6 protein-coding genes are annotated in these 18,796 nt (G+C 44.0%); all 6 read left to right on the top strand.

Annotated features, from left to right (window positions below; all coding sequences use genetic code 11):
• Positions 1–2 precede the first annotated feature (2 nt).
• Genes MKY18_RS03380 through MKY18_RS03405 form a run of 6 tightly spaced genes read left to right on the top strand, consistent with a single transcriptional unit; the run spans position 3 to position 18,781 of the window.
• The gene (locus tag MKY18_RS03380; protein ID WP_126741174.1) at positions 3–1,058 is read left to right on the top strand and encodes an HAD-IIIC family phosphatase; all 1,056 of its coding nucleotides are present in this window, start codon (positions 3–5) and stop codon (positions 1,056–1,058) included.
• A gap of 27 nt (positions 1,059–1,085) precedes the next feature.
• Positions 1,086–1,355: an acyl carrier protein gene (locus MKY18_RS03385; protein ID WP_003214412.1), complete on the top strand. Its 270-nt coding sequence runs from the start codon at positions 1,086–1,088 to the stop codon at positions 1,353–1,355.
• The gene (locus MKY18_RS03390) at positions 1,342–2,484 is read left to right on the top strand and encodes an acyl-CoA dehydrogenase family protein (protein ID WP_003214249.1); all 1,143 of its coding nucleotides are present in this window, start codon (positions 1,342–1,344) and stop codon (positions 2,482–2,484) included. Before MKY18_RS03385 ends, MKY18_RS03390 begins: the two co-directional genes overlap by 14 nt.
• Before the next feature lie 19 nt (positions 2,485–2,503).
• Positions 2,504–11,593, top strand: coding sequence for an amino acid adenylation domain-containing protein (locus MKY18_RS03395; protein WP_342497730.1), 9,090 nt, complete (start codon positions 2,504–2,506; stop codon positions 11,591–11,593).
• Positions 11,594–11,613: 20 nt separating this feature from the next.
• Positions 11,614–14,283 carry a non-ribosomal peptide synthetase gene (locus MKY18_RS03400; RefSeq protein WP_340909304.1) on the top strand — a complete coding sequence of 890 codons (2,670 nt, stop codon included), beginning with the start codon at positions 11,614–11,616 and terminating at the stop codon, positions 14,281–14,283.
• Positions 14,276–18,781, top strand: a complete 4,506-nt coding sequence (locus tag MKY18_RS03405; protein ID WP_268452708.1) for a type I polyketide synthase — start codon at positions 14,276–14,278, stop codon at positions 18,779–18,781. The genes MKY18_RS03400 and MKY18_RS03405 overlap by 8 nt, the downstream gene beginning before the upstream one ends.
• The last annotated feature ends 15 nt before the right edge of the window (positions 18,782–18,796 follow it).

Genomic DNA, 18,796 nt, shown 5'->3' on the forward strand with positions numbered 1-18,796 from the left:
CAATGGCTAAGCAAATCAAGTGTGTTGTCTGGGATTTAGATCATACATTATGGGATGGAATTTTACTTGAGTCAGATGAAGTGACGTTAAAACCATCGATGAAGGAAGTACTAACAGAGTTAGATGAGCGCGGCATCCTTCTTTCTATAGCAAGCCGGAATGATGAAACAGCCGTGAAGGAAAAGCTTTCTGCCTTCGGAATCGAACATTTCTTTCTCTATCCAGAGATTCATTGGAATGCCAAATCTAGTTCATTAGAGAGAATCAGTCAGCGCTTAAATATTCATAAAGATACCATTCTCTTTATTGATGATCAGCCGTTTGAACGAGAAGAAGTGAAGGCTGTTCATCCAGAGATTACGTGCTGGGATGCAGTGGATTATCTGTCATTACTCACTGATGATCGCCTGCGTCCAGTCTTTATCACAGAAGATGCTAGACGACGCAGAAGAATGTACTTAGAAGCGGACAAAAGGCAGCAGGAAGAAGAGAAATATGAAGGGCCGCCTGAGAAATTCTTGGCGTCTTTACATATGAAATTCGTGATATCAGAAGCAGGAGAACAAGACCTCCAGCGCGCTGAAGAATTGACTGTCCGTACCAATCAATTAAATGCGAGCGGGAAAACCTACGATTATGAAGAGCTTGATTTCTTCCGTCAATCAGATTCTCACTTACTGCTTGTCTGTGAACTTGAAGATAAATTCGGTTCATATGGAAAAATTGGACTCTCATTAATAGAAGAAAAAGGTGACACATGGCATGTCAAACTGCTGCTGATGTCTTGCCGCGTCATGTCTCGTGGTGTCGGGACCATCTTACTTACAACGATTTTGCAAGAAGCGAAAAAGCGAGGAAAGCGGCTTGTCGCTGACTTTAAACAAACCGACCGAAACCGCATGATGTACATCACATATAAGTTTGCCAATTTCAAAGAAATCGAGAAGGGGGAGAACGGCTATATCTTGTTTGAGAATGATTTAAGCATGATTCAGCCTTTCCCAGAATACGTAGATGTCAATATTGAATTAAATCAGAAAGACCCGGCCAAACAATAAAAAAGCGAAAAGCGAGGAGATTAAATCATGAACCTACACGAACAAGTAAGAGCCTATATCGAGCAAAACCTAGTGGTATTTGATGAGGAAATTGAGCTTGGAAATGATGATCATATTTTTGAACAAGGCTTTGTGAATTCTCTATTTGCGATGAAACTAGTGAACTATATCGAACATGACTTTCAATTCCAATTAGATAACGAAGACCTCGACATTGCTCATTTTAGTACCGTCAATCGCATTGTCGCCTTAATTGAGAGAAAGCAACAGGGGGCGGCTCTTCATGAAAACAGCTGAACAAACGATCAATGCCATTGAAGAAATACGGCAGTATTGCGATGAACATATCCGTCCGTTTGCCAATGAATTCGATGAGACGGAACATTTGCCAGAGTCGTTGATTCGAGATATGGCGAAACGAGGCTACTTGGCAGCAGGTATCCCGTCTTCCTATCAAGGGCTGGGGCTTGATCCAATCGCATATGGACAGTTCACGGAACAAGTGGGAAAAGCTTGCTGTAATGTACGGACATTATTGACAGTCAATTCACTTGTAGGAGAAGCCATTCTTCGTTATGGAACAGAAGATCAAAAACAAGGCTGGCTCGTTGAATTAGCTAAAGGAGAAAAAATCGGTGCCTTTGCTTTGTCAGAGCCGAATATTGGTTCAGATGCCAATCATGTTGAAACAAGCTATCAAAAGGAAGGACAATCCTATGTATTAAATGGGAAGAAAAAGTGGATTTCCTTTGGAGCGATTGCCGATTTCTTTATTGTGATTGCAAGAGACGGTGAACAAGTCACGGCATTCCTTGTCGATCGAGATCAGCCGGGTGTAGAGATTGAGAGAATTACAGGAATGATGGCCAACCGAGCGTCATATTTAGCGGAAATCACCCTCGATCATGTCCAGGTGCATGAAGACTGTGTCTTAGGACCAGTTGGGGGCGGATTTAACCACGTGGTGTCACTCGCATTAGACCATGGAAGATACAGTGTCGCTTGGGCAGGGCTTGCCATTGCACAAGAAGCCGTTGATTCTCTTGTTACGTATTCACGTAAAAGAACACAATTTAATGAGAAATTGTACAAGCATCAAATGATCAAAGGCATGATCGGAGATGCGGTGACCCAGCTCCATGCAGCGAGAGCCTTATGCCTAAAGGCTGGGGAAATGAGAGAAGCGAATCATCCTGATGCAATCACAGAAACATCCATTGCAAAATATTTCACCTCTAAAATCGCTGTGGACATTACAAATACAAATGTCCAAATTCATGGCGGAAGTGGATTTAGCCGGGAAAACTCAGCTTCAAGACTATATCGTGAAGCGAAGGTGCTTGAAATTATTGAAGGAACTTCGCAAATTCAGCAGCAGGTTATTGCTAACTATGGTTTACGCCATTATTTCGTGAAACATTCTTAGAGAGAAAGGAGATGATCCCATGGCTTTACAGCCGCAGAAGCTGGATAAACAGAACATTGAAAATATGTTAGCTATCACTACGATCCAAGAGGGACTGCTGTTTCATCATTTAATGGAACCGAACGGAACAGCTTATTTTGAACAACTGCTGATCGAAATAGACGGACCGATAGATCGAGACATTTTTGAACAATCATGGACGAATGTCACCAAACAGCATGAAATGCTTAGAACATTGTTCAGATGGCAGGAACTCGCAAGACCAGTACAAATTGTGCTGAAGGAGCATCAGCCAGACATTCGATACCGTGATTTGACAAAAGCGAAGGAGCCTCTTCATGTGCTGAAAGAGGAGGTGACGGCTCAGAACCGAGAAGAATGCTTTGATCTGCAGGAAGTCCCATTTCGTCTGACGTTATGTGAAGTGAATGATGAAGTCAGCTGGGTTCTCATTAGCTTCCATCATATTTTATTAGACGGATGGAGCCTTGGGATTGTATTAAGCGATTGGATGAGTGCATATGAGCGCTTATCGAATGGGGACAAACCTCTTTTGGAACAAAGACCGTCCTACCAATCCTTTGTCAAATGGCAGCAGAAAAACCTTCAACAGACAGAAGCACAAGCCGCCTATTGGAAAAATGTTTTCAACGGTTGGAGTTATGCAGAACTGCTTCCGAAGTCAAGCGGCGCACATGAAAATTCAGAAGTGTTTCATCAATATGAACATCAAGTGGATACTTCCATTGCGGAGAGCTTGAGCAAATTCACGAATCAATATGACGTGACGCTGGCATCTGTGATGTATACGCTGTGGGGAGTTTTGCTATCTAAGTATGCGAACCAAGATGATATTGTCTTTGGGACAACAGTATCAGGGAGAAATGCGGATGTCCCTCATATTGAAAAGATGACTGGATTGTTCATTAACACATTACCGCTGCGGGTCTCATTCGAACAAGAGCGGCCAATTCTTGAACAGATGCAGGAAGTGAGCCGTGAGATCGCTGTAAGAAATGAATATGAACATACCCCGCTATCTGACTTAAAGAAATATGCGGGAATGACTGCAGAGCAATCATTATTTGATTCAATCGTCGTCATTGAAAACTATCCACTAGATCAAATGCTCACGAAAAACGATCAGCCAATTCGTATTCGTGGATTTGAGATGACTGAGCAGACAGAATTCGATCTCACGCTTAGTGTTCAGGCGTTTGATGATCAGCTGCACTTTTCATTGGTGTATAACCCCGTCAGCTTTTCAGCTGAACAAATCGAAAAGTGGTGTCAGCATTTTCTTCATCTCCTGTCTGATGCATGTGCACATCCGCACAAACCTGCTGCTCAACTACAGCTGCTATCAGAAAAAGAGAAAGAAAAGCAGTTAGCGGTCTTCAAGCAATATGGCGGAGCAACATCTAGCAATGAGCCAACCGTGATTGACCTATTTGAAGAACAAGTAGAGCGAACGCCAGCGGCAGCCGCAGTTGAGTTTGGCGATACGACGGTTACATATGAACAACTCAATAAGAGAGTGAACCAGCTCGCACATTATTTACAAAACAAAGGGGTCAAACAGGAGCAGCGTGTCGGCATTTTAGCAGAGCATTCCATTGAAATGGTGATAGCATGCTTAGCGATCTTAAAAGCTGGCGGTGCTTACGTGCCGATTGATCCTGAATATCCGCAGGAACGAATAGAATATCTATTAGAAGACAGCGGAGTAGAATGGCTCTTAACCCATCCAATGAAAGGGCTCACCTATGCCTATCATGGAGAAAAAATTGATATCACACAGCCGGATCTATACACCGGACCATCAGACAACTTGGCAGAAGCCATCACCTCAGACCAAACAGCCTACTGCATTTATACATCAGGTACGACAGGAAGACCTAAAGGTGTACTCATTCAACATCTTGGCTTAGCCAACTATATTGATTGGGCAAAGCAAGTATATGTTCGAGGAGAAACAAGGCATTTTGCTATGTATACTTCACTGTCCTTTGACCTGACGGTTACTTCTATTTTCACGCCGCTCATTTCAGGAAATACCATCATGATTTATCACCATGAAAACCGGCAGCTGCTTGTCGAAGACATCATAAAAGACAATCGCGTACATGTGATGAAACTGACACCATCTCATTTACAGTTTATTAAGCATTTGTCTTTCCCAGACAGCCAAATGAAATGTTTCATTTTAGGCGGAGAACAGCTGGAAACATCTTTAGCGAAATCCATTCAGCAGTCCTTCCCGCAGCCAATTGAAATTGTGAATGAATATGGACCAACTGAAACGGTCGTTGGCTGCATGATTCATCGATATGACCAGGACCTTGATCAAGACGTGTATGTACCGATTGGAAAGCCTGCACAGCATACAGATATTCTTCTGTTTGACAGACATATGAATCTCATGCCGGAAGGAGCCGTCGGTGAATTATATATTGGCGGAAAAGGTGTCGCAAAAGGCTATTTGAATCGCCCAGAACTGACCGAAGAAAGGTTTGTCGACCATCCTTTCCAGCCGGGTGAAAAAATTTATAAAACAGGTGATGCAGCCCGCATTCTCCCTAATGGGCTCATTCAATTTTTAGGTCGAAATGATGATCAAGTGAAGCTGAGAGGCTACCGGATTGAAACTGGTGAGATTGAATTTTGGTTGAATGAACAGCCAGGAATAAAAGCAGCAGCTGTTGTTGTAAAGCCAGATGTTTCTGGTACACCATGTTTGGCCGCATATGTTGTCACGACAGCCATACTTGATCAAGAGGCAATAAAACAAGCGTTGGCTGATCAACTGCCGGATTATATGATCCCAACTCACTTTGTTCAATTGGACGATATGCCGCTGACTGCCAATGGCAAACTAGATAAACGAGCTTTACCTGCTTTGAAACAGGCGCAGCAAACGAAAAAACAGGCGGGCTCGGACCATCTTTCTGATACGGAGAAAGTCATTCAAGACATTTGGAAAAAGGTCCTCGGCTTAGAAGAGGTAAGTGTCCATGACAAATTCTTTGATATTGGCGGGCATTCACTCAATTTGATCCACGTCAATCAACAGCTCGCTAAGCAATTGAATCAAAGCATTCCAATGGTCGAAATGTTCCGCCGTCCAACGATTAGAGAGCTTGCCGCATATTTAAGCGGCGATTCAGAGCAGGCAGCGGCAGGCGCGCAGCCTGTGAAACAAAAGACAAGAAAAGCCAATGAGCCGATTGCCATTATTGGAATGGCTGGTAAATTCCCAGGTGCGAAAAATGTTGAGGCATTTTGGCGAAATTTGAAGAATGGAGAAGAATCAATTTCCTTCTTTTCCGATGAAGAACTGCTTGAAGCTGGTATTGACCGTCAAACCTTCGAGCGATCTGATTATGTGAGGGCAAAGGGTGTCATTGATGGACCTGATTTATTTGATGCATCCTTCTTCGGTTATTCGCCAGGTCAGGCAGAAATGATGGATCCTCAAATACGCCTCCTGCATGAGTACGCCTATAAGGCGCTGGAAGATGCGGGGTATGTGCAAGAAGATTATACGGGGAAGGTCGGTTTGTTTACTGGGTCCACTTCAAACTTCCAATGGATTCAGCGTTTTGCCGCTTCCCTTGATAGCAGCATGTCAGAGCTGTTTGAAGTGGGTTCACTCAATGATACGTATACCGTCAGTACAAGAATTGCCCATAAATTGAATTTGAAAGGACCGGCGCTTACGCTGCAAACCGCTTGTTCAACTTCTTTGGTCGCCTTGCATTTGGCCTGTCAATCCATTGCAAATGGTGATTCAGATGTAGCTCTTGCGGGAGGTGTGTCGATCCTGCACCCAGTGAAATCAGGCTACGTTTATCAACAGAATATGGTGAAATCAAGCGATGGCCATTGCCGCGCCTTTGACGATCAAGCGGATGGAACTGTTGGCGGAGATGGTGTTGGTCTTGTTGCTTTAAAAGCACTGAGTGAAGCCATAGAAGATGGTGACCATATTTATGCGGTTATTAAGGGCTCTGCCATCAACAATGATGGTGATCAAAAGGTTGGTTTCAATGCTCCGAGCGTCGAAGGACAGACACGTGTCATTCAGGATGCCCTGCATCAAGCAGATGTTTCACCAGATACGATTGAATATGTGGAAACACATGGAACTGGCACATCACTTGGTGATCCGATTGAAATAGAGGCGCTCACAAAGGCTTTCGACACAGAGAAAAAACAATTTTGCCGCATTGGGTCTGTGAAAACAAATATTGGACATTTAGATGCAGCGGCAGGAGCAGCTGGCTTGATCAAAGCTGTGCTTTCGCTTCAGAATCACACGTTTGTACCTAGTCTACACTTCAAAAAAGCCAATGAAAACATTGCATTTGAACATAGCCCTTTCTTTGTCAACACTGACCTGACCGACTGGAAGCAGCCAGCTTCCCATTTGCGACGGGCTGGGGTGAGCTCATTTGGAATGGGTGGAACGAATGCACATGTCATTTTAGAAGAAGCACCACAAAGAGATCGTCAGCAAATGCCTCGTTCTGCTGAGCTGCTTGTTCTTTCAGCAAAGAGCAAAACGAGCTTGGAACGAATGAAAGACAAACTCGCAAGCCAAATAGAAAACACGCCTTCTATCAATTTGGCAGACGCAGCTTATACGCTGCAAACAGGAAGACAATCCTTTGATTTCCGTCAGGCATTTGTTGCGGCAAACAGAGAAGATGCTCTAAGAGTATTAACAGAAAAGCAAGGCAAGGGCATTGGAAAGCTCATGCATTCGCATGTGGAGAAGCAAAAGATTATTTTTATGTTTTCTGGACAAGGCAATCAATATCTCAATATGGGATTAGATTTGTACCGGGAAGAGCCTTACTTTAAGAAGCAAATGGATGCTTGTTTTCAAGCATATGAAGAAGCAACAGGACGAAGTCTTGCCCGTATTCTGTACCCATTAGCGGCTGAAACAGAAAAGGCACGTGAACAATTGGCAAGTACTCAATATGCACAGCCAGCCATTTTTGCCATTGAATATGCCTTATCCATGCTTTTCATTGAATGGGGCGTTCGTCCTGATGCAATGATCGGCTATAGCTTTGGCGAATTAACAGCAGCCGCCATATCAGGGCTATTCAGCTTAAAGGACGCAATGTCCATGGTCGCCTATCGTGCGAATGCGATGCAGTCGTCACCACCCGGCGTCATGATGAGTGTTCCATTACCTGAGGCAAAGCTCAAACCGATGCTTCCAAAAGATATTTCTCTCGCGGTTGTCAATGATTCATCATGTATCGTGTCAGGTCTAGAAGAGGCGATAAGTGAATTTGAACAAGAGCTGAAAAGCAACAGATTGATGTGTATGCGATTAGGTGGAACCATTGCCGCCCACTCACATGTCATGAAGGAGGCAGCGGAGCAATTCGGAGAAAAATTAACGCATATGAAAGCCAAGTCGCTTCGTATTCCATTCATTTCGAATTTGTCAGGAGATTGGATGACAGATACGAGTGCGAAGGATATGTCTTATTGGAAAAGGCATATGACCGATACAGTTCGCTTTGCTGAAGGCATCACAAATCTTTTACAAGAGGACAATATTCAATTAATTGAGATTGGCCCAGGACAAGATTTAAGTGTGATGGTCAACCGGTCGCTGAACGGTCTGAACCAGCATGTATGTCATGTGTTAAGACATGCAAAACAAGATGTGACGGATACTGAATTTTTACTTGGTCAAATGGGACGTCTATGGACAAACGGATTATCTATTGATTGGGACAGGTTCCATCTAAACCGTCAGCCGCGGAAAATGCCGCTTCCAACCTATGCGTTTGATCAAACCTCCTATTGGTATGATGCAGCAGATCGTGTGAAACAAGAAAAACCAAAGCAGTCTGGACGAAAGCAGCAAATGGATGAATGGTTCTATACCCCTCATTGGGAAGCGGATCTTTTACCTTGCGTGCCATCAGAAGATACGTCTGGCGGAGCCTTGCTTTTGTTTGCAGATCCATCTGCTTTTGGAGAGAAGATTGCGGCTGAGCTCATGACGAAACGGAACGAGTCCGTAGTGGTTCGTAAAGGAAATGAATTTACGAAGCATGACGAAAAAAGCTATACCATTCGGTCACATGAGCCATCTGATTATGAAAGGCTCATATCAAATCTGGCAGATGATGAAATCAACGTGTCAAAAGTTTGTCATCTATGGGGGCTTTCAGAACGACACTCATCTCACACGGAAGAAGAATGGGTGAAGCAAACGCAGCAAGATGCTTATTACTCCTTGCTTTATATCGGCCAGGCACTGAAAAAATATGTGTTGGACCAAAAGGTATCGGTTACAGTTCTTTCCTCATTGACGTATGCCGTTGGCGGTGAGCCTGTACTTTATCCTGAAAAAGCGATCCATCTAGGACCTGCGATGGTGATTTCACAAGAAACACCGAACTTACGCTACCGCATTCTTGATATTGATCGCCCAGTGGAAAATGGGGTTCAAGAAAAGAGATTGCTAAAGCAAATAAGCGATGAGCTAGATCGAGCGTATGGACAGCTTCTCACGGTCTATCGACGAAATAAGCGATATGTGAAAAAGTATGCGAATAGTTCAGTTCCTGAAACAGGACAGGCTCATTTGGCTAAAAAAGATGGTGTATACATTTTAATTGGCGGACTTGGATTTATTGGATTGAATATCGCCCAGACTTTGGCCGAGCAAACGAAGGGAACATTGATCTTAACGAGCAGGTCTGGATTCCCTGATAGAAGCAAGTGGCAAGAATGGCTGTCTACGCATGATGAACAGGATCCAACAAAGAAAAAAATCCAAAGGGTAATGGCGCTGGAAGAGACAGGTGCAGATGTTCTCATTCAGAAAGTAGACGTTCGTCACAAGGAAGATATCCAGCAATTGTTCAACACAGTGGATGCATCATATGGGCAGATCGATGGCGTGATCTATGCAGCTGGAGTGACAGGCGACCAATCTTTCCAGGTGATGGAGCAAACAGATGTCACTTTTTCGGAGCCGCATTTTGAAGCGAAGATGAATGGTGTGCTTCATCTTGATGCTGCCTTAAGTGATCGATCCCTTGATTTCTGTTTTGTCCTGTCATCTTTGTCACCGATCTTGGGTGGACTCGGTTTTACAGCCTATACAGCTGTGAATCATTTCATCGATGCGTATGTGTATGAACGCAATCTACGTTCAGAAACACAGTGGTCTGTCATTAGTTTTGACGGCTGGGAATTTGAGCAAGGGAAGCAGCTTGATCTTCCAATCGGAGATGATGTCACCGAAACGTTAATTACAGAAAAAGAAGGAAGAATGATCTTTGAACGATTGCTTTCGCTGGATCAAGTGGAACAAATGGTTATTTCGACAACATCTTTACATGATCGTATTCACCGATATGTAGACCGTTTATCCCTTGAGGAAGAGAGCGGCGGAGAGAATGAACAAGATGGAAACTTGTATTCTAGGCCAGCGCTTTCCACGAATTATGCGGCACCTGAAACGGAGCTGGAGAAGGCATTAAGTCAACATTGGCAAGCTTTCTTTAAGATTGATGAAATTGGCATAGATGATCATTTCTTTGAAATGGGTGGAGATTCTCTAAAGGCGATTACGTTCATTGGCATCATTCATCGTGCATTTAGTGTAGAGCTGACGCTGCCACAATTTTTCCAAATCCCTACGATACGATTAATGGCAGCATATATCGATCAAGCAGATACTGCTGCTTATCATGCGATTGAAAAAGCCGAAGTGAAGGAGCATTATCCTCTGTCGTCTGCGCAAAAACGGTTGTATCTCATGCAGCAAATGGATGTAAACAGCACAGGATACAACGAGTTTAAAGCGGGACGAATCAAAGGGAAACTCGATATTAGCAGGTTGGAATGGGCATTTCAGCAGCTTATTAAGAGACACGAAAGTTTGCGGACAGTGTTTGTACTAGAGAATGGAGTCCCTTATCAAAAGATTGAAGAAGAGGTACCATTTGCAGTCACATTATTTGACCTCACTAACGGATCGACACAAGGATCTGAGGAAGATCAAAAACAAGTGATTGAACAATTTTTGACTGCCTTTACGTTAAGTGAGGCTCCATTGATGAGAGTCGGCGTGATGAAGCTGGCAGAAGAGGAATTCGTACTTATGCTAGACATGCACCACATTATCTCAGACGGTCTTTCTCAAGATATTTTGGTCAATGACTTTATGCAGTTATATGACGGTAGGACGCTTGAGCCTCTCGCTCTGCAATATAAAGATTTTTCAGAATGGCAAAATGACTTGCTTGCGTCGGAAGCACTGAAAGAATCGAGTGATTACTGGAAAAACCGGTTAGAAAGTGCCCCGCTACTTGATCTGCCAACAGATTTCGATCGGCCGGAAGTGAGACAATTCCGCGGCGGACATTATACGTTCCGTATAGAAGAAGTGGAGCTGAACGCGTTTAAGCAGGTGATTTTAAAGGAAGACGCCACACTGTTTATGGGTTTGTTAAGTGTATATCAGATTTTGCTTCATAAATTAAGCGGACAATCAGATATCACGGTCGGGGTTCCGGTAGCAGGGAGAAAACAAGAGGAGCTGCAGCAAGTGATCGGTATTTTTGTCAATATGCTACCACTTCGTTTGTATCCTAAAGCAGAGCTGACGTACCAGCAATTCCTACAGGATGTGAAAGCACATGTCATCGATGATTTCGGACATCAAGACTATCAATATGAACAAATGGTTCAAGATCTCCAGTTAAGCCGGAGTGTCAGCCGGAATCTATTGTTTGATGCTGTGTTTGCCTTGCAAAATATGAATCAGCCAGAACTGAAGGTAGGCGGCTTAACCTTTAGTGATTATCCGTATGAGACAGGAACGTCACGCTTTGATTTACTCTGGATTGCGTATGAGCAGGAAGACGGTCTTTCTTCAACGATTGAATATAATACTGAGCTTTTCACAGAGGAAACCATCGAGCGGATTGCGGGCTTGCTGAAAGACATCATGAGGGCTGTTTCAGTAGATGCTGTAAGAATAGAGGAGATCGAACTGACTTCTTCATTCGAGCAATTAGATGACGTATCTCTTTTCGAATTAGATGACTTGAAAATATAAGTAAAGAGGTGAATGGAAGAGTGATTGAACATGATGATTTTCAACTGAAAGCAGCGGCGAAGGAAAGGGTGAGGGAAAGAGCCTACTGGACATCGATCTTATCAGGTATCCAGCTTGATGGCCGTATTCCTCATACGGTTTCACAAGCCAAGCCTGCTGCAATGAACCGATCGCTTCATTCGTCCTTCCCTGTGGCTATGAATCATTCGTTAAAGCAATTATGTGGAGATTCTGATTTGCGCCTGTTTATCGTGCTGACCACAGCTGCTTTTGGCTTGCTTCAACGTTATAGCGGAAAAACTGAGTTGATGGTGACTGTTCCTACAATGGAACAGTCTGCCAATCAATCAGCCATCAATCATATACTGCCGCTTAAGGCAGAGATTGAGCCTCATATGAGCTTTAGCGCAGGGCTAGAGGTATTGAAACAATCGTTTCAGGAGGCAGTGCGTCATCAAAATTATCCTGTTCATATTTTAATGGATGAGCTTTGGCGTTCAATAGAAGAAGACAAGAAGCGTGTCAATCTGGCATGTGCATTTGAGCCATTGCATGGGCAAGCTGACCGAGAGCAGCTGCATGCGGATGTGCTTATTGTTTGGAAGAAAGAACAAGATCACCTTCATGCTGAAGTTCACTGGGATGCTTCCATTTATGATGACCACATGATGGAGCAGTTCTCCAATCATTTCATGGGATTCACAGAGCAATGTCTCGAAACGCCTGAGCAAACGATGAGCACACACTCATTTTTATCTGATATGGAGAAAAGTCAGCTGTTTGATTCGTTTCAAGGGGAGTCGCTCGCTTATCCAGTGGATCGTGATATTGTGTCGTTATTTCAACAACAAGTCCAATTGCATCCAGCACGAACGGCTGTTGTGTTTGGCACCACCTCCTATACATATGAAGAGGTTGATCATTTATCAGATCGCATTGCGCTTAGACTATCTCAAAGTCAGATAACATGTGAGACTCCTGTTGGACTCAGAATGTATCGATCTGCTGAACTTGTCATTGCTATTCTTGGCATCTTAAAGGCTGGCTATGCTTATTTACCGATTGATGTCCATCTGCCGATTGAAAGAATTCGGTATATGCTCAAAAACAGCGGTGCTACAGCTATTGTCTCGGATACAGAAGGACACGAAGGATTGGATGTCGAGGTTCATGTGATTCAAGACATGCTTCAAGAATCATCAATAAAAGAGAATCTGACTTGGTCTATCTCGTCTTCGGATATGGCGTATGTCCTGTATACATCAGGTACGACAGGGCATCCGAAAGGTGTCGTTATCGAACATCGTCATGTCATTAATTTGGTATATGGAATGAAAACGCGCTTTTTTGATCTGCTCCCTGATCCTTTGCAAGTAGGGATGCTGGCTTCACACATTTTTGATGCGTCTGTTCAAACATTGTTCCCAGCATTGCTCCTCGGGCATACGCTGCATATTGCCAAAGATGAAGTCCGTATGGATGGGCATGCGTTATGGTCGTTTTACCAAGAACATCACATCCAGCTGTCTGATGTGACCCCCTCTCATTTAAAGCTGATGAACAAGGCAGCAGCGCAATCAAAACAAGACCTGCCAGCGTTGAAGATGCTGCTGGTGGGCGGAGAGGTATTCACAAAAGAGCTGATGGATCAATTTTTACAGCATATATCAGGTGAAAAACCAATCATGATTAATGCGTATGGGCCGACTGAATGTACGGTTCAGTCATCATCCTTTCTGATTCCCCAAGACTGGGATGAGCAAGTCATTCCTATTGGGCAGCCGATGCCGAATGAGCATATTTTCATATGTGATGCGCAAGGAGAGCTAGTTCCGATTGGCGTCTTTGGAGAGTTATATATAGCAGGCGATGGTGTAGGTCGTGGGTACATCAATCACCCTGATCTGAGCAAGGAGAAATTTATCAAAAAACCAGAGCTCAGCAGCGGGGTGTTATACGGTACGGGAGATCTTGCAAGATGGCGGTTTGATGGATTGTTAGAATTCGCCAAGAGAAACGACGGTCAAGTGAAAATTAGGGGATATCGAGTTGAGCTAGAGGAAATCCGCAGAGCGATTCTTGATGACCCGCATATGCAAGGATTGATTCAAGATGTCATTGTCATTCCTAAGGAAACGCAGGATCAGGACCAATACATTTGCGCATACATGATGGCAAAACAAGCGATAGATCAACGTGCGCTTCGTCAGTCTTTAAGTGAAAGATTACCAGGTTATATGGTGCCGAGGCATGTCATTCAAATAGAGCAATTTCCTTTGAATCTATCGGGGAAATTGGATATCCAAGCACTGCCGAATCCAGAAGATCAGCTGGCAGACAATCAAGAGCCAGTGACCATTCAAGCACATAATGAAACAGAGCAGAAGCTTGTTCGCATTTTCGCCTCTATTTTACAAGTCCCTGCTTCGCAGATTCGTATAGATGAACCGTTTTTTGACTTAGGCGGGAACTCTTTTAATATCGTTGAGCTGTCCAATAAAGTGAAAGAGGAATTTCAGCAGGAGCTGACAGTAATGGAGCTGTTCCAATATACAACTGTTTCGCAAATAGCTGCTCAATTAAAAAACAAAGCATCAGGGCAAGAGAAACAGATCGAAGATGATGGAGAAAATGAAGCGGATGACTTAGAAAGTGCCGCTCAACTGTTAGGCGGGATGATAGATGAGTAAGTTCACAGGATTAGAGGTTGCAGTGGTTGGGATGGCCTGCCGTTTTCCGGGAGCAAAGAATATTCATCACTTTTGGGACAACCTTGCAAATGGAAGAGAGTCCATTACGTTCTTTTCGAAGGAAGAGCTGCTTGAGGCAGGGGTTGAGAAAGAGGCATTAGATCATGAGCAATATGTACGTGCCAAAGGAGCAGTTGATCAGCATGATCATTTTGATGCAGATTTCTTTGGTTATTCACAGCGTGAAGCAGAAGTAATGGACCCGCAAATCCGCATGTTTCATGAGGTGGCGTGGGAATCTCTTGAAGATGCAGGCTATAACCCTGAAACCTATCAGGAACCAATTGGTTTATTTGGAGCCGCTTCTGCTAATTTATATTGGCAAGCTGCTTCCATGCTGATGAGAACCAATGACTCATCTGAACAATTTGCGGCTGTTCAGTTAACAGATAAAGATTTCATGAACACAAAGGTATCCTACAAATTGAATTTGAAGGGACCGAGCGTAGCTGTTGATACAGCCTGTTCTTCCTCTTTGACTGCCATTCATATGGCGGCGCGCGCCCTAATTACTGGGGAATGTAAAATGGCTCTCGCAGGCGGCGTCACCATTACGACCCCTCACAAAAAAGGATACATGTATCAAGAGGGGATGATCATGTCGCCGGATGGGCACTGCCGAGCTTTTGATGAACAGGCAAAAGGCACCGTTGGCGGTGAGGGCTGCGGTGTTGTTGTGCTCAAATCATTAAAGCAGGCACTAAAAGATAAGGATCATATCTATGGCGTGATTAAAGGTTCAGCCTATAACAATGATGGCGGGCGTAAGGTTGGCTACACAGCACCAAGTATAGAAGGACAAAGCGAAGTGATTAAAAAGGCACTCAACATCAGTCGTGTAGAAGCTGAGAGTATTTCTTATATTGAAGCACATGGCACAGGTACAACTCTTGGAGATCCGGTTGAAATTGAGTCACTAAAGAAAGCCTTTCAAACGGATAAAAAACAGTTTTGTGCGATTGGGTCTGTGAAAACCAATATTGGTCATCTTGACTCAGCCGCAGGGGTTGCAGGTTTTATCAAGACAACGCTTAGTCTGTACCATCAGATGCTGCCGCCTAGCCTTCATTATAAAAAACCGAATCCGAAAATTGATTTTGAATCAAGTCCATTTTATGTCAATACAACACCCGTACCATGGACGAAAATAGAGCAGCCGCTACGTGCCGGGGTCAGTTCATTTGGAGTTGGTGGAACGAATGTACATCTGATCATGGAAGAGGCACCCGCAGCCGACAAACCGTCATTAGAAAGAGATCATGAACTAATGGTGATTTCTGCAAGATCGAAGCAGGCGGTTCAAAAATCTGCTGAACAAATGACATCTTATTTAAAAGAACAAAAGAATGTCACACTATCCGAGGCTGCCTTTACACTGCAAGAGGGACGAAAGCATTTTCCTTATCGACAAGCTTTTCTTGCAGGTCCGGACCGCACATTCCAGTCAGCCGGACAGCCGCAAAAGGCCTTTCAACAGCCTGCAGTCGTTTGGATGTTTTCTGGACAAGGTGCTCAGTATGTGAATATGGGCAAGGATTTATATGAGAAAGACCCTGAATTTAAACAAACGCTTCAGAAATGTTTTGCCATCATTTTATCTTTATCAGGTGTTGAGATCGAGAACGTGTTATATCCAACAACCGAAGAAGAGTTCATAAAAGCAGAACAACTCATGCAGCAAACATCATATACACAAATCATCTTGTTTAGTTTTGAGTATGCGCTCGCATCGAAGCTGATGGGACTAGGCATACGTCCGCATTATTTCATTGGTCATAGTATTGGAGAAATCACGGCTGCCTGCGTGGCCGGTATCATCCACCTTGAAGATGCAATCCGTATCGTTTTAAAAAGAGGCAGTTTGATGCAAAAAATGCCTCGGGGTGAAATGGCCGGAGTGTCCCTCCCTGCCGAAGAGATTGAACATGATCTTCCTGAGGGGGTCGAGCTTTCTGCGGTGAATAGCTCACAATTATCTGTTGTTTCCGGACCTTCAGAACGGTTACAGATCTATCTCGAACAAGCTGAAAAAAGAGGAGCTTCTGTCCAAACATTGAAAACCTCTCACGCCTTTCATACGAGTATGATGGCTGAAGCATCCGAACAGTTTAAGAACGTTCTCTCAGAGATCACCTATCAGCAGGGCGAGGTTCCGATCCTTTCGAATGTGACAGGGAACTGGTTAACAAATGAGCAAGCCTCATCGCCTGATTACTGGGCATCTCATATTAGGCAGCCTGTTTTATTTAGTCAAGGATTAGAGACGTTACTTGGACTTGGAGAAGTGGTTTTCATTGAAGTGGGGCCAGGTCATACGTTGACCCAATTTGTGAGACGACATGATGACTATGATGTGAACAAAGCAGCGGCTGTTTCATTGGTGAGACATCCAAAAGAACAAGCTGCTGATGATGAATATATGAAAAAAGCTATAGGTAAGCTGTGGACTTTCGGAGTGGAACCGAATTGGAGCGCTGTCAGAAAAGAAAAGACCCCATATCGAGTGTCACTGCCAACATATCCATTTGAGCATCAAATATTCCCCTCTCCGCAGTTTAAAGCGGATCAGCTGATGAGCAATTTAGCGCCATCAGAAAAGGGGGAGAAACTCTCAGCTGATTTTCAAGACTGGTTTTACATTCCGGTATGGGAGCGCTCTGCACCTGTACTAAAAGAGCAGCATCATCAAGGGAAGCGTATCTTAGTTTTTGAGAAAAGTGGTCATATTGGCGCCTATTTGAAAGAGCGGCATGCAGAGGTTGTCAGCGTCTGTCAAAGTGATCATACGATCAAAGAAAATGACCAGTTGATGAAAGCTGACGTTCATATGCTGTCACACTTAGAGTGGGTGATGGCTGAACTGCAGCAATCTGAATTTATACCGGAAGAGATCATCTGGATGCATGATGAACTAACAGAAGATACAGGTGAACAGCCAAACTACTTATCTGTGCTCGATCTCGTCAGGCTGATCAGTCAGCATCATAACACAACCATCCGTCTTCACCTTGTGACAAACCAAGCACATGATGTCATCGGGATGGAGAAGGTCAATCCTCTTCAAGCAACATGTACTGGATTAGCTCTGACCATTCCTCAAGAATATCAGCATATTGCGTGTCAGCACGTTGATTTATGTCAGGAAACAAAGGCGGACTGGCCGCTCTTTCTTTCATACGAGGTTGCAATGCACGATCAAGAGGCGGTCGTGGCGTATCGAGGGAACAGCAGATGGGTTCGAAAAGCTTCAAGTACACCTTTAAGCAAAGAGGAATCGTCCACACAGCCTTTCAGGACTCATGGTGTTTACCTCCTGACCGGCGGTATGGGAGGCATTGGCTTCACACTAGCTCAACATTTAGCAGAAACGTATCAAGCAAAACTTGTGTTCCTCAGCCGATCACAAATACGTGAACGTTCTGCATGGGGTGAGCTGCGTGATGCGGATGGGAAAGAAGCTGAGACCGTGAAAAAACTGATGGTTCTTGAAGAGTTAGGAGCTGATGTACAAACTGTAAACGGTGATGTGTCAGATAAAGACGCCGTGCAGAAAGCGATCCAGCTGGCTCATACATCATTTGGTGATTTACATGGTGTCATTCATGCGGCAGGAGAGGCAGATGGGAAGATCATCCAAGCAAGAACAGCAGACGATGAAATTCGCATGTGTCAGGCAAAAATCAACGGGACCTATGTGCTGGATGAAGCTCTCAAGGATGAAACGCTCGACTTCTTTTTACTTTGTTCATCCCTTGTGTCCTTTCTTGGAGCGGCTGGACAAGTGGCTTATGCCGCTTCCAATGCTTTTATGGACAGCTTTGCTCATGCGAAGAGGCAGGAAGGAAAGCCAGTGATTTCTTTAAACTGGGATCGATGGGAAAAAGTCGGTATGGCACACGACTCAGCATTAGCGGCCAAAGTCAATGACATGATGACGCTCGAGGAGCAGGCGGGAATTTTACCAGAAGAAGGAATCAAGGTCTTTCAGGAAGTGCTGCGTCTAGATTATCCGCAAATTCTTGTTTCTGTTCGAGACATGGGTGAGAGAATAAAACACCGATTAACACCTATGCAGCAGGAAGAAGAGCCGTCTCAACAAATATCGCAGGTCATAGATGATCGTCTAGAAGCATCATTGTGTGATGTACTCAGCTCCTTTTTTCCTCATGAACCGGATGTAAATGAGAACTTCTTTGAAATGGGTGCAACATCCCTTGATTTGCTGCAGATGAGCGGTCATATTAAATCAATTTATGGTATAGAGGTTCCAGTGGTCATGATGTATAGTCATCCAACGATCGCGTCATTGGCTGCAGAACTGAAGAAGATACATGGAGTGAAGGAAGAAAAGCAAGCTGTCACTGAATCATCTAATCTCCGCAAACAGGCGATGGCAGATGGGAAGAACCGCCGTAAACAGAGATTAAAACGAAAATAGATGGGAGAAATGCAG

Origin of the sequence: Bacillus sp. FSL R7-0672 (assembly GCF_038601465.1) — a bacterium.
Lineage (GTDB): Bacteria > Bacillota > Bacilli > Bacillales > Bacillaceae > Bacillus > Bacillus pumilus.

Excerpts from the sequence above, each read along its gene's own strand:
- MKY18_RS03380 (WP_126741174.1), top strand. The coding sequence starts at position 3 with ATGGCTAAGCAAATCAAGTGTGTTGTCTGGGATTTAGATCATACATTA.
- MKY18_RS03405 (WP_268452708.1), top strand. The coding sequence starts at position 14,276 with ATGAGTAAGTTCACAGGATTAGAGGTTGCAGTGGTTGGGATGGCCTGC.
- MKY18_RS03385 (WP_003214412.1), top strand. The coding sequence starts at position 1,086 with ATGAACCTACACGAACAAGTAAGAGCCTATATCGAGCAAAACCTAGTG.
- MKY18_RS03395 (WP_342497730.1), top strand. The coding sequence starts at position 2,504 with ATGGCTTTACAGCCGCAGAAGCTGGATAAACAGAACATTGAAAATATG.
- MKY18_RS03390 (WP_003214249.1), top strand. The coding sequence starts at position 1,342 with ATGAAAACAGCTGAACAAACGATCAATGCCATTGAAGAAATACGGCAG.